The organism is Rhodococcus sp. GQ147 (genome assembly GCF_059759155.1).
Window position 1 is genome coordinate 32888 of sequence record NZ_JCAXDU010000028.1, and the last position, 18168, is coordinate 51055.

Annotated in this window: 20 protein-coding genes; 12 read left to right on the plus strand and 8 right to left on the minus strand. The window is 66.2% G+C overall.

What is annotated here, in order from left to right; translation table 11 throughout:
• Positions 1-18: 18 nt before the first annotated feature.
• Together AC6CID_RS23215 and AC6CID_RS23220 are read right to left on the minus strand one after the other, a co-directional pair.
• Positions 19-858, minus strand: a complete 840-nt coding sequence (locus tag AC6CID_RS23215; RefSeq protein WP_498354564.1) for a sucrase ferredoxin — start codon at positions 856-858, stop codon at positions 19-21.
• A gap of 66 nt (positions 859-924) precedes the next feature.
• A complete protein-coding gene (locus AC6CID_RS23220) occupies positions 925-2061 on the minus strand; it encodes a cupin domain-containing protein (RefSeq protein ID WP_248846250.1) in 1137 nt (378 codons plus the stop codon).
• Positions 2062-2571: 510 nt separating this feature from the next.
• Here AC6CID_RS23220 and AC6CID_RS23225 point away from each other — a divergent pair.
• Positions 2572-2823 carry a DUF6480 family protein gene (locus AC6CID_RS23225; RefSeq protein ID WP_006552118.1) on the plus strand — a complete coding sequence of 84 codons (252 nt, stop codon included), beginning with the start codon at positions 2572-2574 and terminating at the stop codon, positions 2821-2823.
• Positions 2824-2936: 113 nt separating this feature from the next.
• Here the strand turns inward: AC6CID_RS23225 and AC6CID_RS23230 are convergent, their stop codons facing one another.
• On the minus strand, positions 2937-3251 hold the full coding sequence (locus AC6CID_RS23230) for a hypothetical protein (protein ID WP_138941538.1): 315 nt from the start codon (positions 3249-3251) through the stop codon (positions 2937-2939).
• A gap of 140 nt (positions 3252-3391) precedes the next feature.
• Between AC6CID_RS23230 and AC6CID_RS23235 the strand changes: the two genes are divergently transcribed.
• Genes AC6CID_RS23235 through AC6CID_RS23245 form a run of 3 tightly spaced genes read left to right on the plus strand, consistent with a single transcriptional unit; the run spans position 3392 to position 5948 of the window.
• Positions 3392-3688, plus strand: a complete 297-nt coding sequence (locus AC6CID_RS23235) for an HpcH/HpaI aldolase/citrate lyase family protein (protein ID WP_498354565.1) — start codon at positions 3392-3394, stop codon at positions 3686-3688.
• Positions 3685-4521: a cyclase family protein gene (locus tag AC6CID_RS23240; protein ID WP_064061020.1), complete on the plus strand. Its 837-nt coding sequence runs from the start codon at positions 3685-3687 to the stop codon at positions 4519-4521. The genes AC6CID_RS23235 and AC6CID_RS23240 overlap by 4 nt, the downstream gene beginning before the upstream one ends.
• Positions 4518-5948, plus strand: coding sequence for an MmgE/PrpD family protein (locus AC6CID_RS23245; protein ID WP_094980466.1), 1431 nt, complete (start codon positions 4518-4520; stop codon positions 5946-5948). Before AC6CID_RS23240 ends, AC6CID_RS23245 begins: the two co-directional genes overlap by 4 nt.
• Positions 5949-6098: 150 nt before the next feature.
• On the opposite strand, the gene AC6CID_RS23250 is transcribed toward AC6CID_RS23245, so the two are convergent.
• Together AC6CID_RS23250 and AC6CID_RS23255 are read right to left on the minus strand one after the other, a co-directional pair.
• Positions 6099-7757, minus strand: a complete 1659-nt coding sequence (locus AC6CID_RS23250) for a class I adenylate-forming enzyme family protein (protein ID WP_064061022.1) — start codon at positions 7755-7757, stop codon at positions 6099-6101.
• A gap of 8 nt (positions 7758-7765) precedes the next feature.
• Complete coding sequence (locus AC6CID_RS23255) at positions 7766-8740, minus strand: cyclase family protein (RefSeq protein WP_024101012.1); 975 nt, start codon at positions 8738-8740, stop codon at positions 7766-7768.
• Between the two features lie 197 nt (positions 8741-8937).
• Here AC6CID_RS23255 and AC6CID_RS23260 point away from each other — a divergent pair, with 197 nt between their 5' ends.
• The 4 genes from AC6CID_RS23260 (at position 8938) to AC6CID_RS23275 (ending at position 12437) form a co-directional block, all read left to right on the plus strand.
• Positions 8938-9861, plus strand: coding sequence for a TetR-type transcription factor C-terminal domain-containing protein (locus tag AC6CID_RS23260; protein WP_307718228.1), 924 nt, complete (start codon positions 8938-8940; stop codon positions 9859-9861).
• Positions 9862-9919: 58 nt separating this feature from the next.
• Positions 9920-11173, plus strand: coding sequence for an acyl-CoA dehydrogenase family protein (locus tag AC6CID_RS23265; RefSeq protein ID WP_498354566.1), 1254 nt, complete (start codon positions 9920-9922; stop codon positions 11171-11173).
• A 106-nt stretch (positions 11174-11279) separates the two neighbouring features.
• Complete coding sequence (locus tag AC6CID_RS23270) at positions 11280-11876, plus strand: hypothetical protein (protein ID WP_452585272.1); 597 nt, start codon at positions 11280-11282, stop codon at positions 11874-11876.
• A 120-nt stretch (positions 11877-11996) separates the two neighbouring features.
• Positions 11997-12437, plus strand: coding sequence for a VOC family protein (locus tag AC6CID_RS23275; protein WP_019289494.1), 441 nt, complete (start codon positions 11997-11999; stop codon positions 12435-12437).
• Between the two features lie 57 nt (positions 12438-12494).
• On the opposite strand, the gene AC6CID_RS23280 is transcribed toward AC6CID_RS23275, so the two are convergent.
• Positions 12495-13562 carry a coiled-coil domain-containing protein gene (locus AC6CID_RS23280; protein WP_064061026.1) on the minus strand — a complete coding sequence of 356 codons (1068 nt, stop codon included), beginning with the start codon at positions 13560-13562 and terminating at the stop codon, positions 12495-12497.
• A 613-nt stretch (positions 13563-14175) separates the two neighbouring features.
• Here AC6CID_RS23280 and AC6CID_RS23285 point away from each other — a divergent pair.
• The 3 genes from AC6CID_RS23285 (at position 14176) to AC6CID_RS23295 (ending at position 16256) form a co-directional block, all read left to right on the plus strand.
• The gene (locus AC6CID_RS23285) at positions 14176-14898 is read left to right on the plus strand and encodes an aspartate/glutamate racemase family protein (RefSeq protein ID WP_498354567.1); all 723 of its coding nucleotides are present in this window, start codon (positions 14176-14178) and stop codon (positions 14896-14898) included.
• Between the two features lie 294 nt (positions 14899-15192).
• Positions 15193-15648, plus strand: coding sequence for a nitroreductase family deazaflavin-dependent oxidoreductase (locus AC6CID_RS23290; protein WP_006552141.1), 456 nt, complete (start codon positions 15193-15195; stop codon positions 15646-15648).
• A gap of 125 nt (positions 15649-15773) precedes the next feature.
• Positions 15774-16256, plus strand: coding sequence for a LysM peptidoglycan-binding domain-containing protein (locus tag AC6CID_RS23295; RefSeq protein ID WP_498354568.1), 483 nt, complete (start codon positions 15774-15776; stop codon positions 16254-16256).
• Between the two features lie 27 nt (positions 16257-16283).
• Here the strand turns inward: AC6CID_RS23295 and AC6CID_RS23300 are convergent, their stop codons facing one another.
• Positions 16284-16721: a carboxymuconolactone decarboxylase family protein gene (locus AC6CID_RS23300; RefSeq protein ID WP_064255657.1), complete on the minus strand. Its 438-nt coding sequence runs from the start codon at positions 16719-16721 to the stop codon at positions 16284-16286.
• 99 nt (positions 16722-16820) lie between these two features.
• Positions 16821-17195 carry a winged helix-turn-helix transcriptional regulator gene (locus AC6CID_RS23305; protein ID WP_159418215.1) on the minus strand — a complete coding sequence of 125 codons (375 nt, stop codon included), beginning with the start codon at positions 17193-17195 and terminating at the stop codon, positions 16821-16823.
• 121 nt (positions 17196-17316) lie between these two features.
• Between AC6CID_RS23305 and AC6CID_RS23310 the strand changes: the two genes are divergently transcribed.
• The gene (locus AC6CID_RS23310; RefSeq protein ID WP_498354569.1) at positions 17317-18162 is read left to right on the plus strand and encodes an SDR family oxidoreductase; all 846 of its coding nucleotides are present in this window, start codon (positions 17317-17319) and stop codon (positions 18160-18162) included.
• Positions 18163-18168 lie beyond the last annotated feature (6 nt).

The following is an 18168-nucleotide window of genomic DNA, read 5'->3' on the forward strand; positions in this document are numbered from 1 at the left end:
GGGTGCGCGGCCGTCCGCTCACACCGCGCGGACCGAGGTGGGTTCGTAGACCATGACCGAAGCCGTCGGCGCTCCACGGCAGGTCAATCGGCACGGGGGAGTGCGATGGGCCCGCAGTTCGACGTCGACACGCTCCGGGTGCGGTGCACGACCGGCGAGCCGGACCCGCCAGCGATCACCCTCGCGCACACTCTCGGCGACCGTGTAATCACTGCGCCCGGCCGGACCGAAGCGTCGGAGCGTGGCAGCGAGCGCGGCCTGCTGAGGCGGAGACATATCGGTGTAGCCGCGTAGATGGTGGTGGTGGATCCGGTCGAAGAAGTGTTCCTCGATCGTGAGGACGGACGATTCGGCGTCGAGACCGCCGTAGTAGACACCGTCGGGTACGACGACGACATTGGCGGCGAACCGGTCTCCGCCTACGTGCGAGCATTCCCAGACCTGATCGGGCCAGCGCTCGGCCAGAGCGCGCGCGACCGGCCGTCCACGCACGGCGCAGCACGGATCGTGGTGACCGTGAGCGCAGACCAGGACGACGGAGGGGCCGCTGAGGTCGCCGGGAGTCTCGAGGGCGGTGACGATCTGTGTCAGATCCTCCCCGCGATCCCACATTCCCCATTGCTGACGCACCGTGCCCGAGGTCTCGCGGCGGAGCACCGCCCACTGGTCGTGCCCACCGCGGCGACGACGGCCCGGGCGCTTGACCAACAGTATGCGTGCGCGGGCCGCCTGCGCGGCGGAGAACACGGCCGTCTTGGCCGCGGCGTCGAGATCGAGCCCCTCGAACCCGTTCACCGGCCATCTGCCCCGATATTCGACGAGGACCCAGACGAATCCGCGCGGGGCCGTGCCGGCCATCGGATCACCCCGCTGTCGGGCACTGTCTGCGCAGAAGAAGCGTTCGGCTGAGGCCACAGTGCACCGTCACTGTTCCGCGGGGACGAGGATCCCTGCGCGCAACAGCCGTTCGACCAGGTCGGTCCCGAGGGTTTTCGTCGGGTGGGATCCGCCGTCGAGCAGGCGCGTGACAGACGGCAGTTCATCGTCCGCCACGGCGACACGGCCCACGCGCGTGACCAGGTGTGAACCTTCCAGACGTCCATACAGCGCGCTGCGGAGTTTCACCGTGGTGTCGGGGCCGAGATCGTGGACGACGGCGAATTGGGCGAGCGGCCCCAGCGGTGCAGGACGCGCCTGCTCCCGCCGGGCACGGTGGAACAGGGAGGCGACGTCCGCCTCGGCCAGTGCGGCGATGAGATGCTCACGTACAGCAGTGATCTCGTCATCCGGATCGTCGATGCCCATGGGTAGTGCACCGCGCATCTCAGGATCGTCGCCGAGCGCAGTGAGCGCTGCTCGGGTCAGATGCTCGGCAAGTGCGTGACGCGTCCACGTATGGATGCCGACGGTGAGGTGGATGGAGATCTCCCCTCGGGCCTCGGCGGCATGGATCCAGCCGCGCGGTAGATAGAGACAGTCGCCGGGTTCGAGCACGGTGTCGATGCACGCCGGCTCTGTCGCGGCTCGGGCGACAGCGGCGCGGTGATCGATCCAGGGCTGATTGCGCAGCGGCGCCGGGTGGACAGGCTCGTGGATCACCCACCTCTTGGTTCCCTCGATCTGCACGACGAAGACGTCGTGGACGTCGTAGTGGTGGCTGAACCCCTGGTTCCGAGGTGGAGTGATGTACGCGTTGACCTGGACGGGATGTCCGAGTTCGTCGCTCAGAGCGGTGCCGAACTGCGAGATCGGTTCCCACGTGCGGTGCAGTGCCTGCAGGACGAGGGTGGCACCGTCGGCGAGGTTGCGCCAGAGCATCGTGTCGTCGAGTTGGTCGGAGATGGTCGCTCCGACACCGCCGGGGGAGGTGAACGACGAGTCCGGCAGTGTCGTCCCGTCCTTGGCGACGCGAAGAAAGGGCGTGCGAAGTCCTCGGCGCGAGATGAGTTCATCGACTGCCTCGACGGAGAACAGGTCGGTGAATGTGCCGGCGCGACGCGTCAGCAGTGGTGCACGTCCCCAGATTTCGGACGCGAACTTCTCCCGACCGATGTCGATCAAGCGTGTTTCCAGGACTCCGGCGTCCGTTTCGACGCCGGAGTCCTGGATGCGATATGAGGAGTCCTCACACCTAGCTGCCTCCGTCGGCTCCGCCATCGGCACCTCCGTCAGCCCCGCCGTCGGCTCCGCCGTCACCGCCGCTGTCGGCTCCACCATCGGCGCCCCCGTCGGCACCCCCGTCAGCTCCGCCATCGTGAACGCCCGGGACGCCGGCTGCACCGCCGTCCGCCGGGCCCTCCTCACCTTCGTCCTTGTTCGGATCCTGCTGTGGGTCGGTCATGATTCCTCCCGAGGTCAAAAGGCTTGGGAGCAGCGGTGTTACCGGCTCCCGGAGCCTGCAGCGGTGTATTGTTCGGCCGTTGTCAGCTTATCCCGGCGTATCGGCGGCCACGTCGATTCCGGGATCATCGAACCGTTGTCCCAGACGTTGTACCCCGCGCACTCGCAGGTGCGGCGCTGCGAAGAAGAAAAGTCGACGCGTTGCTCGCCGATAATCGGGTACAGGAGAGTATGGCTGACGAGAATCCCGACGCGTCCGAGTTCGACCCGCAGAACCCTGATCCCGCGAACACTCCTGGTCTCGAACCCGGAGGCGGGGTGGCGCCCGGAGATACTCCGCCCGCCGAGACTGCTGTGGGCGGTCCGCAACACGAACCGCCGCAGCGCCGCAGTGCCGGGGCCCTCATCGCCATCGCGATCGTGGTGATCGTGGTCCTGGTGGTGGCCGTCGGTCTGATCATCCGAGCAGTCGGGCTGTTCTGAGCGCGCGACGAAACGAAGGTGAAGAGGTAGCGGAAAAGCGAACTGCCTCCCGGTAGTAGAGAGGGGCGTGGACCGGTCGCATCACGCCACGAAGGCGATAGCACGCCGCCGTATCAGTCGACTCGATGCGACGGCGGGTTCGGCGCACCCCATGTTCCGAGCCAGACCGTCTTCACGTTGGCCAGCATCCGTCTCGACTCGGCTTCGGACGGCCTGAGTGATCGGTCCTTGAAGAAGGCGATGACGATCATGTCGGTCAGGGTCGTGACGAGGCCTTCGTGGTCGTCCGACAGCGGAGTGATCTCCCCGGCGTCGGCGTCCCTACTCATCTGCGCGGCCAGTCGGCCGTTGAGATCGGTGACCAGCGCTGTCCACCGCGCGCTGAGCTTGTCGTCGTAGTTGACCGCCTGCAGGCCGGCGACCATCACGCGGTCGCGCTCGACCCAGGCGCGGTAGGACGTGCCGAAGAGCCGGTCGAAATAGTCGGCGTGGGATTCGCCGGCGCTGGATCGTCACAGCCGCACGCGCAGCGGGACTGTCGTCGCCGATCCAGAGTATCTGGACCGCCGTGAGCGACCTGGCCGGGCTCGCGGAATCGTCCCGAGTCGGCCGCATCCAAGGATTCTTCGGACGCTCCGTCGTCCACCCGAAGCAGATCGACATTGTCAACGAGGCCTACACGCCCTCGGCCGAGGAACGAGAGCGCGCGCAGCGCATCGTTGACGACGCGTCCGCGTCCTCGGCGGCGAGGGAGACCGCGGTTCTCGACGAGAACGGCAGATTCATCGACCCGGCGGTCGTTGCGAATGCTCGCGTCGTACTCGACCGAGCCCCGGCCATCACAGTACGAGGAGCCACATCATGACCGAACAAACCATCACCGGTCCCGACGCACTGCTGAATGCGGTCGTCGACACCGACGTCGACATCGTCGAGCTGGGACATCCCCACACGACCGGTATGCCTTGCTCACCGAACCACCCCGGATTCCGGATGACGCTCATCCTCCGGCACGGCGACATGGTGCGACCCGACGGCGGATCGGCATCGAACGAGATCATCGTGACCGGCGGACACGTCGGCACCCACGTCGACGCGCTCTCCCACGTCAGCCACGAGGGCAAGCTGCACGGCGGCATCGACGCCCAGGAAGCCCAGCGCGGTGGAAAATTCTCCCAGCTCGGCGCGGAGTCCATTCCCTTCATGCTTCGCCGTGGACTGCTCCTCGATGTCGCACGGGTCCGCGGCGTCGACTCCCTCGACGTGGGGCAGGCGGTCACCGAACAGGACCTGCGCGATGCGGCCGACGCCGCCGGTGTGACACCGCGCCGCGGTGATGTCGTGCTGATCCGTACGGGATGGGCCCGGTACTTCGACGATCCGCAACGCTATCTCGGCCAGCAGGACGGTGTTCCGGGCGCCGATGTCGGTGCGGGCCGGTGGCTCGCGGCCAGCGGCATCGCGGCCGCCGGTGCAGACACGACCGCCTTCGAACACATCCCGGCGGGCAAGGGGCACAGTGTTCTTCCGGTTAACCGAGTGATGCTGGTGGAGAACGGAATCCACATCATCGAGCACCTCGACCTCGAGGATGCAAGCGCCCGCGGCCTGACCGAATTCACGTTCGTCATGGCACCGCTGCGCATCACCGGCGGCACCGGTTCGCCCGTTCGCCCCGTCGCGGTGGTGGCCTCGTGACCAGCACCGAGACCCGACACGACCTGATCGGAACGGTCGTCGGCCGGCTCGCCGCCCTCGCCGCCGACATCCGCACCACGGGACTGCCCGCAGAACTGCGCAAGGACGTCGCGCGCCGGGTGCTCGACCTGCTCGGAAACTCCCTCGCGGCGCACGACCAGCCGTCCGCTCGCGTCGTCACCGAGGTGGCACGCAACTGGTCGGGCGCAGCCGCGGCCACCGGCATCGGCACCGGAGAGCGGTTCCCGGCGGCCACCGCCGCGCTCGTCAACGGAACACTCGCCCATTCGATGGATTCCGACGACACCCATCTGCCGTCGGTGCTGCACCCGTCCGCTTCGGTGATCCCGGCGGCGCTCGCCGTCGGTGAAGCAGTGGGAGCCTCCGGTGCAGCCGTTCTCGACGCTGCGGGTGTGGGTATCGAGATCGTGGTCCGCCTGGGAATGGGCGGCTACGACGAGGAACTCGGCAACTCCGAATTCTTCGAACGTGGCCAGCACGCAACCTCCATCTGCGGTGCCGTAGGTTCGGCTGCCGCCGCAGCGATGCTCTACGGACTCGAGACCGAAGGCATCGCGGACGCCATGGGCATCGCCGCGAGCTTCGGTGCCGGATTGCTCGAAGCCAACCGCACCGGCGGCACGGTCAAGCGGCCGCACTGCGGATGGGCCGCACACTCCGGTGTCACCTCGGCAGAATTTGCTCGCGCCGGGCTCACCGGACCGCCGACCGTGATCGAAGGACGCTTCGGATTCCTGCACGCCTTCTGCGGCGATCGGGCCGACACCGCGAAGGTGCTGGACGGACTGGGCGAGCACTGGGAACTGCCGGGCATCTTCTTCAAGCCCTACCCGTGCAACCACTTCACCCACGCCGGCATCGACGCCGCGCGGGCGCTCGTCCGCGACGGTCTGGACCCGGCCGACATCGTGGAGATCCAACTCGGCGTACCGAAGCCGGTACTACGCACGATCGCCGAGCCCCCGGCATCGAAGGCTGCTCCCGAATCCGGTTACCACGCGGTCTTCTCGGGCCCGTTCACCGTCGCACGGGCACTGCTCGGTGGCTCGGGACTCGGTGTGGGACACGCCGATTTCACCGACGCTGCCGCGAAGGATCCGCGCACACTCGAACTCGCGCGGCTGGTCACGAGTTACAGCGACGACCGCTGCGACGAGATCTACCCACATCAGTTCCCGGCGGTGCTCCGGGTACGTACGCGGGACGGTTCCTGGCACGAGGTTCGCGTCGACTATAACCGGGGTGGTCCGGCGAACCCGCTCTCCGACGACGAGCTCACGATGAAGTTCGATCTCAACGTCGAAGGACGGTTGTCGCCGGAGAGCGCCGTAGAGGTCGCTGGAGCCGCGCTGGCGCTCCCCGCCGCCGAGCCACTCGATGCCCTGATGGCGACCGTGCGCGGTTGATCCACGCAATGTGCGGATCGTGATGGTGTGCCGTCCGGCCGGCACGCGAGAAGGCGGGCCTTCTTCGGTAGCTCTTGTACCGAGAAGACCCGCCTTCGGCGCAGCGCCCCTATGGATCGCGCATGTGGCCGCGGGACCCTGCGACCATCGTCAGGACGGTGTCGCCGTTCGTAGCTCGCGGCGCAGCAGTTTGCCCGTCGCCGTCTTGGGGATGTCGGAGATGATCTCGACGAAGCGTGGGCACTTGTAGGCCGCCAGTCGCTTCTTCGTGAACGCGATCAGCTCATCGGGCGTGACCGTGGCTCCGGGGCGGAGGCTGACGAAAGCTTTGACAGTCTCCCCGCGGTATTCGTCGGGTACACCCACCACCGCTGCTTCGCGAACGGCGTCGTGTTCGTAGAGCACGTCCTCGACCTCGCGAGGCCAGACCTTGTAGCCACTGGCGTTGATCTGGTCCTTCTTGCGGTCGATGATGTAGAACCAGCCGTCGCTGTCCATGTAGCCGACATCGCCGGTGTGCAGCACGCCGTTCGGGATCGAGTTCGCGGTGGCCTCCGGCTTGTTCCAATACCCCGCTACCACCTGCGGCCCCGCCGTCACGAATTCCCCGACCTCGCCCGGGGGAAGGTCGTTGCCGTTGTCGTCGACGATCCGCACGACGGTGTCGTAGACCGGCACGCCCACGGAGGTCGCTCCGGTCAGCTCGTCGACCGGTGCCCGCCTGCCGAGCGGCACCCCGTGGGACGGGGAGGTCGTCTCGGTGAGGCCGTAGATGTTGTGGATGTAGTGGCCGAATCGCTCCTCGAACGCCGCGATGGTGCTCGGTGGGATCGGCGCTCCGCCGGAGTAGATCTTGGTCAGGCTCGCCAAGGCCTCCTTGCTCGCGTTCGGGGCGTTCATCAACGCGATGAACACCGTGATCGATCCGACGGTGAACGTGGCGCGTTGCTTTTCGATCGTCTCGATGGTGTCGGCCGGATCCATGCGGTACATCAGCACCAGCGGTGCACCGGTCAGCAGCGACAGGGCGATGTGGCCGACGAGCCCGGTGATGTGGAACAGCGGTGCGACGCCGAGGACGACGTCGTCTGGACCGATGTCGATCCAGTCCCGGTAGGTCTGCGCGTTGAACGCCACGTTGCGGTGGGTTGTCATCGCGCCCTTCGGTGGGCCGGTGGTCCCGGAGGTGTATGTCAGGAAAGCGACCGTGTCGGGGCCGATCTCGGCAGGCGGCACGGTTCGGCCACGGAAGGCCGTGAGCATCTCCGCCATGTCCGTGGTGCCCGCGCACTCGACGTGTTCGACGTCGGCGAGGGTGCCGCTGTTCGCAGTCTGGTACTCCAGTTCCGATGTCGTGATCACGGTGCGCACGTCGGTCGACTCGACGACCTTCGCTGCTACGTCGGTGTAGAGGGATTGCAGCGCGACCAGGACCGTGGCACCGGAGTCGCGCAGGATCTCCTCGAGTTCGCGTTCGCGGTACATCGGGTTGGCGGACACCGCTATACCGCCGGCCTTCCACGTTCCGAGTTGGGCGATGACGAACTGGGGCACGTTCTGTGCATAGATCGCGACCCGTTCACCCGGCTGGAACCCTGCGTCGAGGATTCCGGCGGCGAATGCGTCGCTCAGTTCGTCGAGTTCACCTGCGGTGATCCGGCCGTCGAAGTAGCGGATGATGTCGGCGTCCGGATCGCGTTCGACGGTCGCCCGGAACATCGCCAGGGCGTCGTCGAATTCGATCGTGCGTGGTTGCCGCTGCGCAGCGTCGTACTGCGACAACCACACCTTGTCGTCATAGATGGTCATGGTTCGCCTCAGCGGATGACGATGGGATTCACCGGGGCGCCGGTGCCGTTGACGATCTTCAGCGGGGCGGCGGTGTAGAGGAAACTCCAGCGGCCGTCCGCGGCGCAGGCGTCGGCGAGGTCGTCGAGCCAGGCGATCTCCGTCAGCGTGACACCGAGATTGCGCATCAGGGCGCAGTGCAACGGCAGCGCGACGCCGCTCTGCGGGTCGTAGGTCACCTCGTTGGCGATCGTGTCGGTCACCAGGTTCGGAATCTCCTTGTCCTGGAACCACTCGACGAGCTCGGGCGAATAGGTGAGGCCGGGCTCGCAGAATCCGTCGTAGAACTGTTCGGGGTTGTTCAACTCGTACCAGTACTTGAGCCACCCGGTGCGGATGATCAGGATGTCGTGCGGCTCGATGGTCACGCCCTGGGCGGTCGCAGCTTCCTCGAGATCGCGGTGGTCGAACGTTTCACCCTTGTCGAGATAGGGCTTCCCGCGATGGCGGGCCATGTCGATGAGGACGCCGCGGCCGACGATGCCCTTCTCTGCGATCGGGAGGACGGAGGCCTTGTCCATTCCTCCGACGGTGCTGCGGGCGTCGTACCCGTTCCAGAGTTTGCCGTCGTACCAGACGTGTCCGAGTGCGTCGTACTGGGTCGATCCCTGGAGAAAGACCAAGGCCGTGTCGTCGGCGTAGTGCAGGCCGCCCGGGAAGGCCGGAGCCCCGTCGCCGTCCCAGGAACTCTCATCGAGCACGTTCTGCCGCTTGATCCCCTCACGACCCGGCCACAGCGGGTCGCCGGGGCTCTCGGCGCGTCCCATGTGGATCTGGAGCGTGAAGGTCTCGCCCGACTTGACGTGCTGGACGCCGCGCAGAACCTCCGCTGCGTCGAGGTAGTTCAGTGCACCCAGCTCGTCGTCGGGTCCCCACTTGCCCCAATTGCTCGGCGCGTTCTCTCCGAGCAGTTCGCGCATTGCGGGAGCGTCGACCTCGGTCATGTTGTCCTCCATCGGGTAAACAGCGGGAGCGAGCACACGCTCGGTGTCGACTATGGTGCACGTCACACCTGTCGACGTCAACGGGTCGATATTTTCGCGAAAATCGCTGCGAGACAGCCGTGCAAGTGGATACGCTGCCCGGAACGGTCGAGGGCCGAATGGTCGGTGTTCAGCTATTTCAAACACAGGAGTTGTCGGTGAGTGCGGTTTCGGTCGACAGGTCGGCGTCGGTCGGGGCCGGTTTGCGCCAGGTACGGATCGCGCGCGGCATGACGCTGCGAGGCCTGGCCCGGTGCATCGACGTCAGCCCGGCCACCCTGAGCCAGATCGAGAACGGCAAGACCGGACTGACCGTCGATCGCTTGAACCGCATCGCCGATGCACTCGGGGTGAGGCCGGCGGAGATCCTCGAAGCCGGTCGGGCGGCGCTCACGGCACCCGCAGAGGAACCGGAAACCCTCGTTGCGACCCGGTCCGACCCACCCGGGCAGGTCGAAGCGTGTCGGCAGTGGCGGGAGTACGAACCGTTGTCGCTGGCACCCGTGCTCCAGGCCGCGCTCGAGGAGATCCTCGCCGTGGGGTATCACGGCACGAGCATGCGCGAGATCTCCAAGCGATGCGGCCTGTCGGTTCCGGGGATCTACAACTACTTCACCAGCAAGCAGGACATCCTGATGACGATCTATCAGGCGACGATGGACGATCTGGAGCAGCGCACACGCGGCGCACTCGCCGAAGGGGCCGGCCGGGATCCCGTCACGGTCTTCACGTTGTTGATCGAGAACCTGGCGCTGTACCACACGCACCGCCGCGAACTCGGGTTCATCGGTGCCAGTGAGATGCGTTCTCTCACAACGGAGAACCGGCGGATCATCGCCAACAAGAGGAACTGGCAGCAGGCGGTCGTCGACGAGAAGGTGCTGGCCGCCGTGCGCGCCGGATCGTTCCGGGTCCGAAACCCCGAGGACGCTGCTCGCGCAGTGGTCTCGATGTGTACTGCTCTCCCCACCTGGTGGCGACCCGTTGGGCGGATGAGTCCGGAAGAGGTAGCGAGCCTCTACGTGGAGTACGCCCTGGATCTCATGCAGTACCGAGGCGCAGACCTCGACCGCGGTCCCTGACCGAACCTCGACCCCATTTTCACGACGTCCCCGACCGAATCTTCGAGGGAGAAACCGTATGACCGACGTAGCGAACAGCATGCTCACCGCGCAGACGAACACCGAATTGCTGGATCTTCGACCGTCTCCCAGAGCGCTCGAACTCGAACAGGCCCTCGTGGAGTTCATGCACAGCCACGTGTTCCCGGCCGAACACGAATACGAGGCCTATCGCCGCAACGTCGGCCCCGACGACCACACAGTCCCGCCTGTCATCGAGACCCTCAAGCAGGAGGCCCGCAAGCGGGGCCTGTGGAATCTGTTCCTGCCGTCCGAATCCGGCATCGGGCAGCTCGACTATGCCGGACTCGCCGAGATCACCGGTTGGAGCCTGCATCTCGCCCCGGAAGCCACCAATGGGCAGGCTCCCGATACCGGCAACATGGAACTGCTCCACCTGTTCGGCACCGATGATCAGAAGAAGCAGTGGCTCGACCCACTGTTGAACGGCGAGATCCGGTCCGCTTTCTCCATGACCGAGATCGCCGTGGCCAGCTCCGATGCCACCAAAATCGAGACCAGAATCGAGCGCGACGGCGACAGCTACATCATCAACGGTCGCAAGTGGTGGACCAGCGGCGCCGCGGATCCCCGCTGCAAGGTGCTGATCGTCATGGGCAAGACCGATCCGAGCGCAGACACCCATCGTCAGCAGTCCATGATCCTGGTGCCGATCGACACTCCCGGTGTCACGATCGTCCGCGACCTGCCGGTGTTCGGACGACACGACCAGCACGGTCACTGTGAAGTCGTCTACGACAACGTCCGCGTTCCCGCCGAGAACCTCCTCGGGGAGGAGGGCGGCGGCTTCGCCATGGCGCAGGCACGTCTCGGACCCGGCCGCATCCACCACTGCATGCGCGCACTCGGTGCCGCCGAACGGGCCCTGGCGCTGATGACCACGCGCGCGCAGGGACGTGTCGCCTTCGGCAAGACACTGGCCGAGCAGGGGGTGGTGCAGCATCAGATCGCCGAATCGCGCGTCGCGATCGAACAGGCCCGGCTGCTGTGTCGTCTCGCGGCCAAGACCATCGACGAACACGGCAACAAGGCCGCCGCTCCCTACGTGTCCGCCGCGAAGGTCGCGGTACCGCGCATGACCCTCGAGGTCATCGACCGGGCGATCCAGGTACACGGCGGAGCGGGTATGAGCGACGATGTGCCCCTCGCCGCGATGTACGGCTGGCACCGTGCTATGCGCATCTACGACGGGCCCGACGAAGTGCACCTGCGCACCATCGCCAAGAACGAACTGCGCAAGTACCCGAGGTGACCGCGCTCCTCGTACGGATGGGGACGCGGCCGATCGTAGGGCCGGCATCGTAGGCCGATCACGACCGTGCGTCGGACTCTCGTTCCACTCGACATACTGTCTGCCTATGGCTGCCGGTTTCGATTTCTCCTGGGCTCAATTCTTGTGGATCGTGCTCATCTTCGTGGGCGTGCCGACCCTGATCGGCGTGAGCATGGTGTGGGTTGCCTGGCAGCGGGAGCGTGCGGGTGTCCGGAGTCCGTCGAGCGACCACGAGCACACCGGTGATCGACCCGCGGGTCTCGGCCGGCGCGGCCTGTGGGCGACCGGTGCAACCGCATTCGCACTCGGATTCTTGTCCTGCGCGGGATGGTTGAGTTGGTCGGCCGAACACGACGGTGAGTTCCGAGGTCCCGGCCTGCCCGCACCGAACGAGTTCCCCACCTGGCAGGTGATCGCCTGTGGAGTGACCGTCGTGCTGTCATGCTTCCTTTGCGCTCGTCGATCCCGCTGGGTGGTCAGCGGTGGACTGGCCGCCGCAATCGGCACGGCGGCAGGGTTCACCACCGCATTCAGCGTGGTTGCCAGTACCGACGACACCGGTCAGGCGGGAGTGGGTGTGATGCTGTCGGAGATCGGATGGGGTATCGGGCTGTGCCTGCTGATGCTTGTCAGGGCTGCTCGGATCAGAGGGACGCGTCGCAGAGCGGTGGGCGCGTCGTAGCTCATCGATGCGGGGGTGGGGAACGATCCGATGTCCCACCGAGTCCGCGGAATGCCGAGATCCGAGCACCGGCTCCGTCCCAGCAGTAAACGGACGAGACAACATCGAAGGATGGATCCCATGGCACACGTACGACGTTTCGACCATGTCGGCCTCACCGTCTCCGACCTCGACGTTGCGACGGCGTTCTTCGCCGGCCTCGGTTTCGAGGTCGAAGGCACCGGCTCTGTGCAGGGCGACTTTCCTGCGACCGTCTGCGGACTCCCCGGCACGCACTGCGAGATCGTGATGCTCCGACCCCCGGACGGAGGGACCCGGCTCGAGCTTTCGCGCTTCATCGCGCCCGACCACCTCCCCGGTTCGCCGACGGCGATGCCGAACGAGCTCGGGATCCGCAATGTGTCGTTCGAGGTCGGCGACCTCCAAGTTGCCGTCGACGCTGTAGCCGAGCAGGGTTACGGGCTCGTCGGGGGTATCGGTGAATACGAGAACAGCGTGCGAATGGCGTACGTGCGGGGACCGGACGGCATCATCGTGTCGTTGTTCGAACAGCTCGGTTGACGCTCGCCCCCGCCGGCGGAGATCGGCATCGAACCTCTCGATGATCGGGCGACCGGCTCAGCTCGTCCCGGCGGCCCCCACTGCATCCAGTTCGGCGCGGAGAGAGGTCGATTCGGTTCTCAGCGTCAGATTTTCAGTCTGAAGCGTCTTCGTCTCGTCGCGCAAGGCGGTGATCTCGTCGCGCAGTGCCGACAGTTCGGCCCGCAGTTCGTCGCCGCGTGCTCGTGCCGCGGTCTCGGCTGCCTGGGCCGTCGCGGCGGTGATGCGCGATTCCTCGAGTCGGCTCCGTAGCTCGGAGGTGCGGTCGCGCTCGGTGGTGAGCTCGGTGTCGAGGCGCTCGCGGGTAGAGACCTCCCGGTCGAGTGCGGCCTGCAGGCGCGCGATCTCGGCTCGCAGGTCGGTGACCTCGACGGTCGCGCGCTCACGCTGGGCTGCTGCCTCGTCGAGTTCGCGTCGCTGCGCGGTGAGGGATTCGTCCTGCTGAACGATCGTCGCACGCAGGTCGCCGACTACCCCTGTGTGCTCGGCGGTCGCGGCCTCGAACTCGTCCTTCCACCGCTGCAGTGTTGCGGCGTGCTCGTCCTTGAGGCGCGTCAACTCGGCGTGATGCGCCTCGTCGAGTCGGCGCACCTGTTCGGTGTGTGCGGTACGAGCGTCGGCGAGTTCGGCGTCGACGGCGGCCACTGCCGCGTCGGCGTTGTCGCGGTCCTCGAGTGCCTGGGCGAGTTGTTCGCGTAGACGGACGATCTTCGCGTCGGCGTCGGCTTTGACCTTCGCGAGTTCGGCGGCGGACCGCGTCATCTGCGCCTCGAGGGCCTCGGCGTCGGTGAGCTTGTCGACCGCGGTGGTGATCCGTTCGGCGATCGCCGAGTACTGCTCGACGCTGTTGGTTGCGAGGGCGCGTAGGGCAGTGGTGGCGGCCGTGAGCGCGGAGACCGCATCGTCCGGGCTCTCGACGACCGCCGGGGCCGTGCCGGCGGCTTCTTTCTTGGCACGTTCGCGTTCGCGATAGGCGCGCACACGGTCGGCTGCCGTGGCGTACTTCCGAGGGCGTCCCACCCGGGGTTTGCTCGAGTCCTCCTCGTCGGTGGTCGCTTCGGGAGTGGGGGAGTGTGCGTCGGTCATGGGTGTCCTCGTTGTGGCGCGTGGAAATCCCGGGTCGCAGGTATCGTACCGCATTCAGTTACGTAATTAAAAACGAGATCGTGACGAAACGAAACGTTACGAAAAACGCTGAGCTGGGTAGAAACCGCACTGCTTTGCATTGCGTAACGAGGACTGAAATAGGAACAACTCGATCTCGTCCGCGATCGAGCGTGCGTAATGATCGTCATAATCCCCACTTATGACGATCAGCTGCGGGCGACGGTCGAAAACTGTGCACCCCCCGGATCGGGGACCGGGAAGCCCGCTGAGGAAGGGGCCCCTCGACTGTGGCGCCGGTCACCGACTGTGCGGGGCGGGAGTTGTCGAATGTCTGCTCCAGCCGGCGGATGTAATGAAACACATTGCAGCGCTGGGCAGTCTGCGCTCGCTTGAGCGTGTATCGACACACCGAAGAGAAGAGGTAATCGAATGGGCTCTGCAGCAATGTTCCTTGCGGATGTTCTCGTCGCCGTCATCACGCAGCTGATCGAGACCGGATCGTCATCCGGATCCTGATCTATCACCGCCGTGGTCGCCCTCCCGCTCGTCACACGGAGAGCGACCACAGGCGCAGGACAGAGGGGGTACAAGGATGAAACACGTCGGAATCCTGGGCCACAGCTGGGAAGGTGCCTCGCTGTGCTGGCGCGAGGTCTGTCAGCACAGCAACCGTCTCGGGCATCCGGCGCATCCGGATGTCACCATGGACTGCATCTCCTTCGAGCACTGCATGCCCGCGTGGGAGCGCGGGGATTACGAAGCGGTGCGCGCCATGCTTGCAACCAGCGTCGATCGTCTGGCCTGGGCCGGCTGCGACTTCTTCGTGTGCCCGGACAACACCGCTCATCTCGCGCTCGAAGCACACGGTGATCCACTCACGATTCCCGGGCTGCACCTGATCGACATCGTGGCCGACGCAGCGCAGCGTGCCGGGCACCGACGCGTCGGCATCCTGGGAACGCGGTTCACCATGCAGGGCACTCTGTATCCCCGCGAACTGGCGGCACGCGGAATCGAGGCCATCATCCCGACCGACGACGATCAGGACCTAGTACACGCGGCGATCTTCGACGAACTGGTGCACGGCATCTTCCGGGACGAGACCCGGACGTCCTTCGCGGACCTCATCGGCAGACTCGCGGAGTCCGGGTGCGACGCGGTCGCGCTGGTGTGCACCGAGATCCCACTTCTGGTCTCCCCGGACGACTCGCCGTTGCCGGCACTGGACTCGACACGACTGTCCGGACAGGCGGCCCTCGAAGTGGCTCTCGGAACGCGCGACCTGCCGACCTGGCGCGGCGGACAGTTCCGGTGATAATAGGCAGGTAGCCGCGGCGGGTCGTAGCATCGAGCATATGGTCCTCTTCTACGAGATCGCCCTCGTGATCGCGTCGGTGCTCATCGCGTGGTTCGCGGTGTACGTGCTGTACCGCCTCGTCACCGACGAATCCACCAGCAGGCACTGACGGGTCGCCCGACCGACCGGACACATGTGGACATGTCGGCCACGCTGCCCCGGCTCAGGGAGCCCGGGGTACGTCGGACGTCGGTGCCCCAACTTTGTCGAACACGTTCCGAGTGCCGTACGCGACGGGCATGAGGGCAGACCATGACCGACAGCTCCTTCCGTCCCGAGCGCACCTACCGACCGAGCCGGTGGCGACACATCGAGAACGTCGCGATGAGCACGCTTACTCGTGCGGGATTGGTGCCGCACTCCTATCTACTGACCACACGCGGCAGGCGCACCGGGAAGATCCGCCGCAACCCCGTGCTGATCGTCGATCTGCACGGAAAACGCTGGCTCGTGGCCCCGTACGGATCGGTGGGGTGGGTGCACAACGCGCGTGCTGCCCGCGAGGTCGAGCTCAGCAGGCGCCGCGACACGCGCCGCTACTCGATCCGTGAGCTATCAGCGGAGGAGGCCGGGCCCGTCCTGCAGCGGTACATCGAGCTGGCGTCCGCCACCCGGCGGTATTTCGAGGCACGCAGGAACGATCCGGTGGAACGGTTCGTCGCAGAGGCCGGTCACCATCCGGTCTTCGAACTGCTGCCACCGACGTAGTCGACGGAACTTTCATACGAGATTCGGGCAGCGCGCTACGCGTGTGCCTGCTGCCGTTAGTGACCACCATGATCTTCGTCGATTCGATTCGGATCGCGGACGCTCGACACCACCGAGGTACGGTCATGGTTACGAAATACGAAGTCGTCGCAGGCGACACGCTCTCGAAGTTGGCGCAGAGGTTCTACGGTGACGCGACGCTGTTCCTCGTCATCGCCGTTCCGAACGGCATCACCGATCCGGACGAGATCACCGTCGGACAGGAACTGCTCATCCCGTACATCACCGAACGGCACACCGTTGCACCGGACGAGACACTGTCGGGATTGGCGCAACACTTCTACGGCGACGGGACCCTGTTCCCGGTGCTCGCGGCGGCCAACCGCATCGCCGACCCGAATGTCATCCAGGTCGGCCGCGTGCTGATTCGTCCGGGGCTCAACTACCGGCACACCGTCGTCCCTGGCGATACCCTGCGGGCTCTGGCGGAGGACCACTACGGGAACGCGGAGATGTTCGCGATGATCGCGGCTGCCAATCACATCGACGATCCGAACAGGATCACCGTCGGGCAGGTGCTGTTCTTCCCGAACCTCACCAACTTCTGACCAGTGGGGGCGTGAGGCCGGTGCGGGTCACGGGGCGACGGGGTAGTGGCTCCGAACGGCGATGCGGTTCCACGCGTTCATGACGATCGCAAGCCACGTGACCGCGGAAACCTGCTCGTCACTGAGTGCACCGTTGTCCCACTCGTGACGACCGGGTTCCATGGGGCGTGTGACTTCTTCCGCCAGCGCGAGCGCGGCGCGCTCCTGGTCGGTGAAGTACTGCGACTCCCACCAGGCCGCGACGACCGCGAGACGATCGGTGGTCTCGCCCTTCTCCAAGGCGTCGCGCGTATGCATACGCAGGCAGAACGCGCATCCGTTGAGCTGCGACGTGCGGATCTTCACCAGTTCGGCGAGCTTCGCATCGAGACCGGCCTGCGAGACGGCCTCCTCGACCTCCTTGTTCAACGCCAGAACGTTCTTGTAGGCGGCCGGGTGCTGCTTACCGAGATTGATGTGCGCCATTGTGGATGTCCTTCCGGCGGGCGACACCGGCCGGAGCGACCGGCCGCTTCATTCTGTCAGCCGCATCCATGCCGGTGGGGGTGGTTCGCGCCGCCCGGATCAGTGGCTGCGGTCGTACTCGTCCTGCGCGGCGACGATCTCGGGCATCGACTCCTCCACGACGTCGATGAGCGTCAGCAGGGGCGCGGTGATGCGGCGTCCGAGGGCGGTGAGCGAGTACTCGACATGCGGAGGGATCGTCCCCAGCACGGCGCGGTGGATCAGACCGTCGCGTTCGAGGGTCTGCAGGGTCTGCGACAGCATGCGTTCGCTCACGCCGTCGACCCGGCGACGCAGTTCCGAGAACCGGCGCGTGTCGTCGACGAGCGCCGCCAGCACCAGCACACCCCAGCGTCCGGTGATGCTCTGCAGCACCGGACGTGACGGGCACTCGCGCGCGAAGACGTCGGCTTCGGGGAGGCGATCGGTGCTCATGAACGCCGAGTATACGACGGCTATGAGAACGAATGGTACTGGCTCGATCGGTTGCACTTACTAAAAGTAAGTGATGGAATGGTGTCGTTCCCGATCCCACTCGACCACTTCGAGGAGTCCCATGACCATCGCTGTCACCGGAGCCGCCGGTCACCTCGGCCGCCTGACCATCACCGCTCTCCGCGCCCGCGGAGTCGCCGCCGGCGACATCGTCGCCGTCGTGCGCGACGCGGCGAAGGCCGCAGATCTGGCCGCCGACGGAGTGCAGGTCCGTGTTGCGGACTACGCCGATGCGGATGCCCTGCGCGACGCGCTGGCCGGTGTCGACAAGCTGCTCCTCGTCTCCGGCAGCGAAGTGGGGCAGCGACTGCCCCAGCACACCAACATCATCGACGCCGCCGAGGCCGCTGGCGTCGCGTTCATCGCCTACACCTCGATCCTGCACGCAGCGACGAGTCCGCTGATCCTCGCCGGTGAACACAAGGCCACCGAGGAACTGCTCGCGGCTTCCGGCATCGACCACGCCCTGCTGCGCAACGGCTGGTACTGGGAGAACTACGACAGCTCGGTCGCCGCGGCTGCTGCCTCCGGTGCGCTGTTCGGTTCGGCCGGGGCCGGCCGCGTCGCCGGGGCGGCCCGCAAGGACTTCGCCGAAGCGGCCGCCGCGGTCCTCACGACCGAGGGACACGCCGGTGCCGTCTACGAACTCGGTGGCGAGCGACTGACCTACACCGAACTGGCGGAGGTCCTCTCCGGCATCGTCGGCGTGCCCGTCACCTACAAGGATCTGCCGAAGGAGGAGTACGCGAAGATCCTCGAGAACGCCGGTGTGCCCGCACAGTTCGCAGCAGTGCTCGCCGACTCCGACGCGGGCATCGCCGTCGGCGCGCTCGACACCGACAGCGGAGATCTCGAACGCCTCATCGGACGCCCCGCCACGCCGGCAGTCGAAGCGATCGGTGCCTGACATCCG

Coding starts and splice junctions, on each gene's coding strand:
- AC6CID_RS23215 (WP_498354564.1), bottom strand. CDS start 858: ATGGCCGGCACGGCCCCGCGCGGATTCGTCTGGGTCCTCGTCGAATAT.
- AC6CID_RS23225 (WP_006552118.1), top strand. CDS start 2,572: ATGGCTGACGAGAATCCCGACGCGTCCGAGTTCGACCCGCAGAACCCT.
- AC6CID_RS23240 (WP_064061020.1), top strand. CDS start 3,685: ATGACCGAACAAACCATCACCGGTCCCGACGCACTGCTGAATGCGGTC.
- AC6CID_RS23250 (WP_064061022.1), bottom strand. CDS start 7,757: ATGACCATCTATGACGACAAGGTGTGGTTGTCGCAGTACGACGCTGCG.
- AC6CID_RS23255 (WP_024101012.1), bottom strand. CDS start 8,740: ATGACCGAGGTCGACGCTCCCGCAATGCGCGAACTGCTCGGAGAGAAC.
- AC6CID_RS23265 (WP_498354566.1), top strand. CDS start 9,920: ATGACCGACGTAGCGAACAGCATGCTCACCGCGCAGACGAACACCGAA.
- AC6CID_RS23270 (WP_452585272.1), top strand. CDS start 11,280: ATGGCTGCCGGTTTCGATTTCTCCTGGGCTCAATTCTTGTGGATCGTG.
- AC6CID_RS23275 (WP_019289494.1), top strand. CDS start 11,997: ATGGCACACGTACGACGTTTCGACCATGTCGGCCTCACCGTCTCCGAC.
- AC6CID_RS23280 (WP_064061026.1), bottom strand. CDS start 13,562: ATGACCGACGCACACTCCCCCACTCCCGAAGCGACCACCGACGAGGAG.
- AC6CID_RS23285 (WP_498354567.1), top strand. CDS start 14,176: ATGAAACACGTCGGAATCCTGGGCCACAGCTGGGAAGGTGCCTCGCTG.
- AC6CID_RS23290 (WP_006552141.1), top strand. CDS start 15,193: ATGACCGACAGCTCCTTCCGTCCCGAGCGCACCTACCGACCGAGCCGG.
- AC6CID_RS23295 (WP_498354568.1), top strand. CDS start 15,774: ATGGTTACGAAATACGAAGTCGTCGCAGGCGACACGCTCTCGAAGTTG.
- AC6CID_RS23300 (WP_064255657.1), bottom strand. CDS start 16,721: ATGGCGCACATCAATCTCGGTAAGCAGCACCCGGCCGCCTACAAGAAC.
- AC6CID_RS23305 (WP_159418215.1), bottom strand. CDS start 17,195: ATGAGCACCGATCGCCTCCCCGAAGCCGACGTCTTCGCGCGCGAGTGC.
- AC6CID_RS23310 (WP_498354569.1), top strand. CDS start 17,317: ATGACCATCGCTGTCACCGGAGCCGCCGGTCACCTCGGCCGCCTGACC.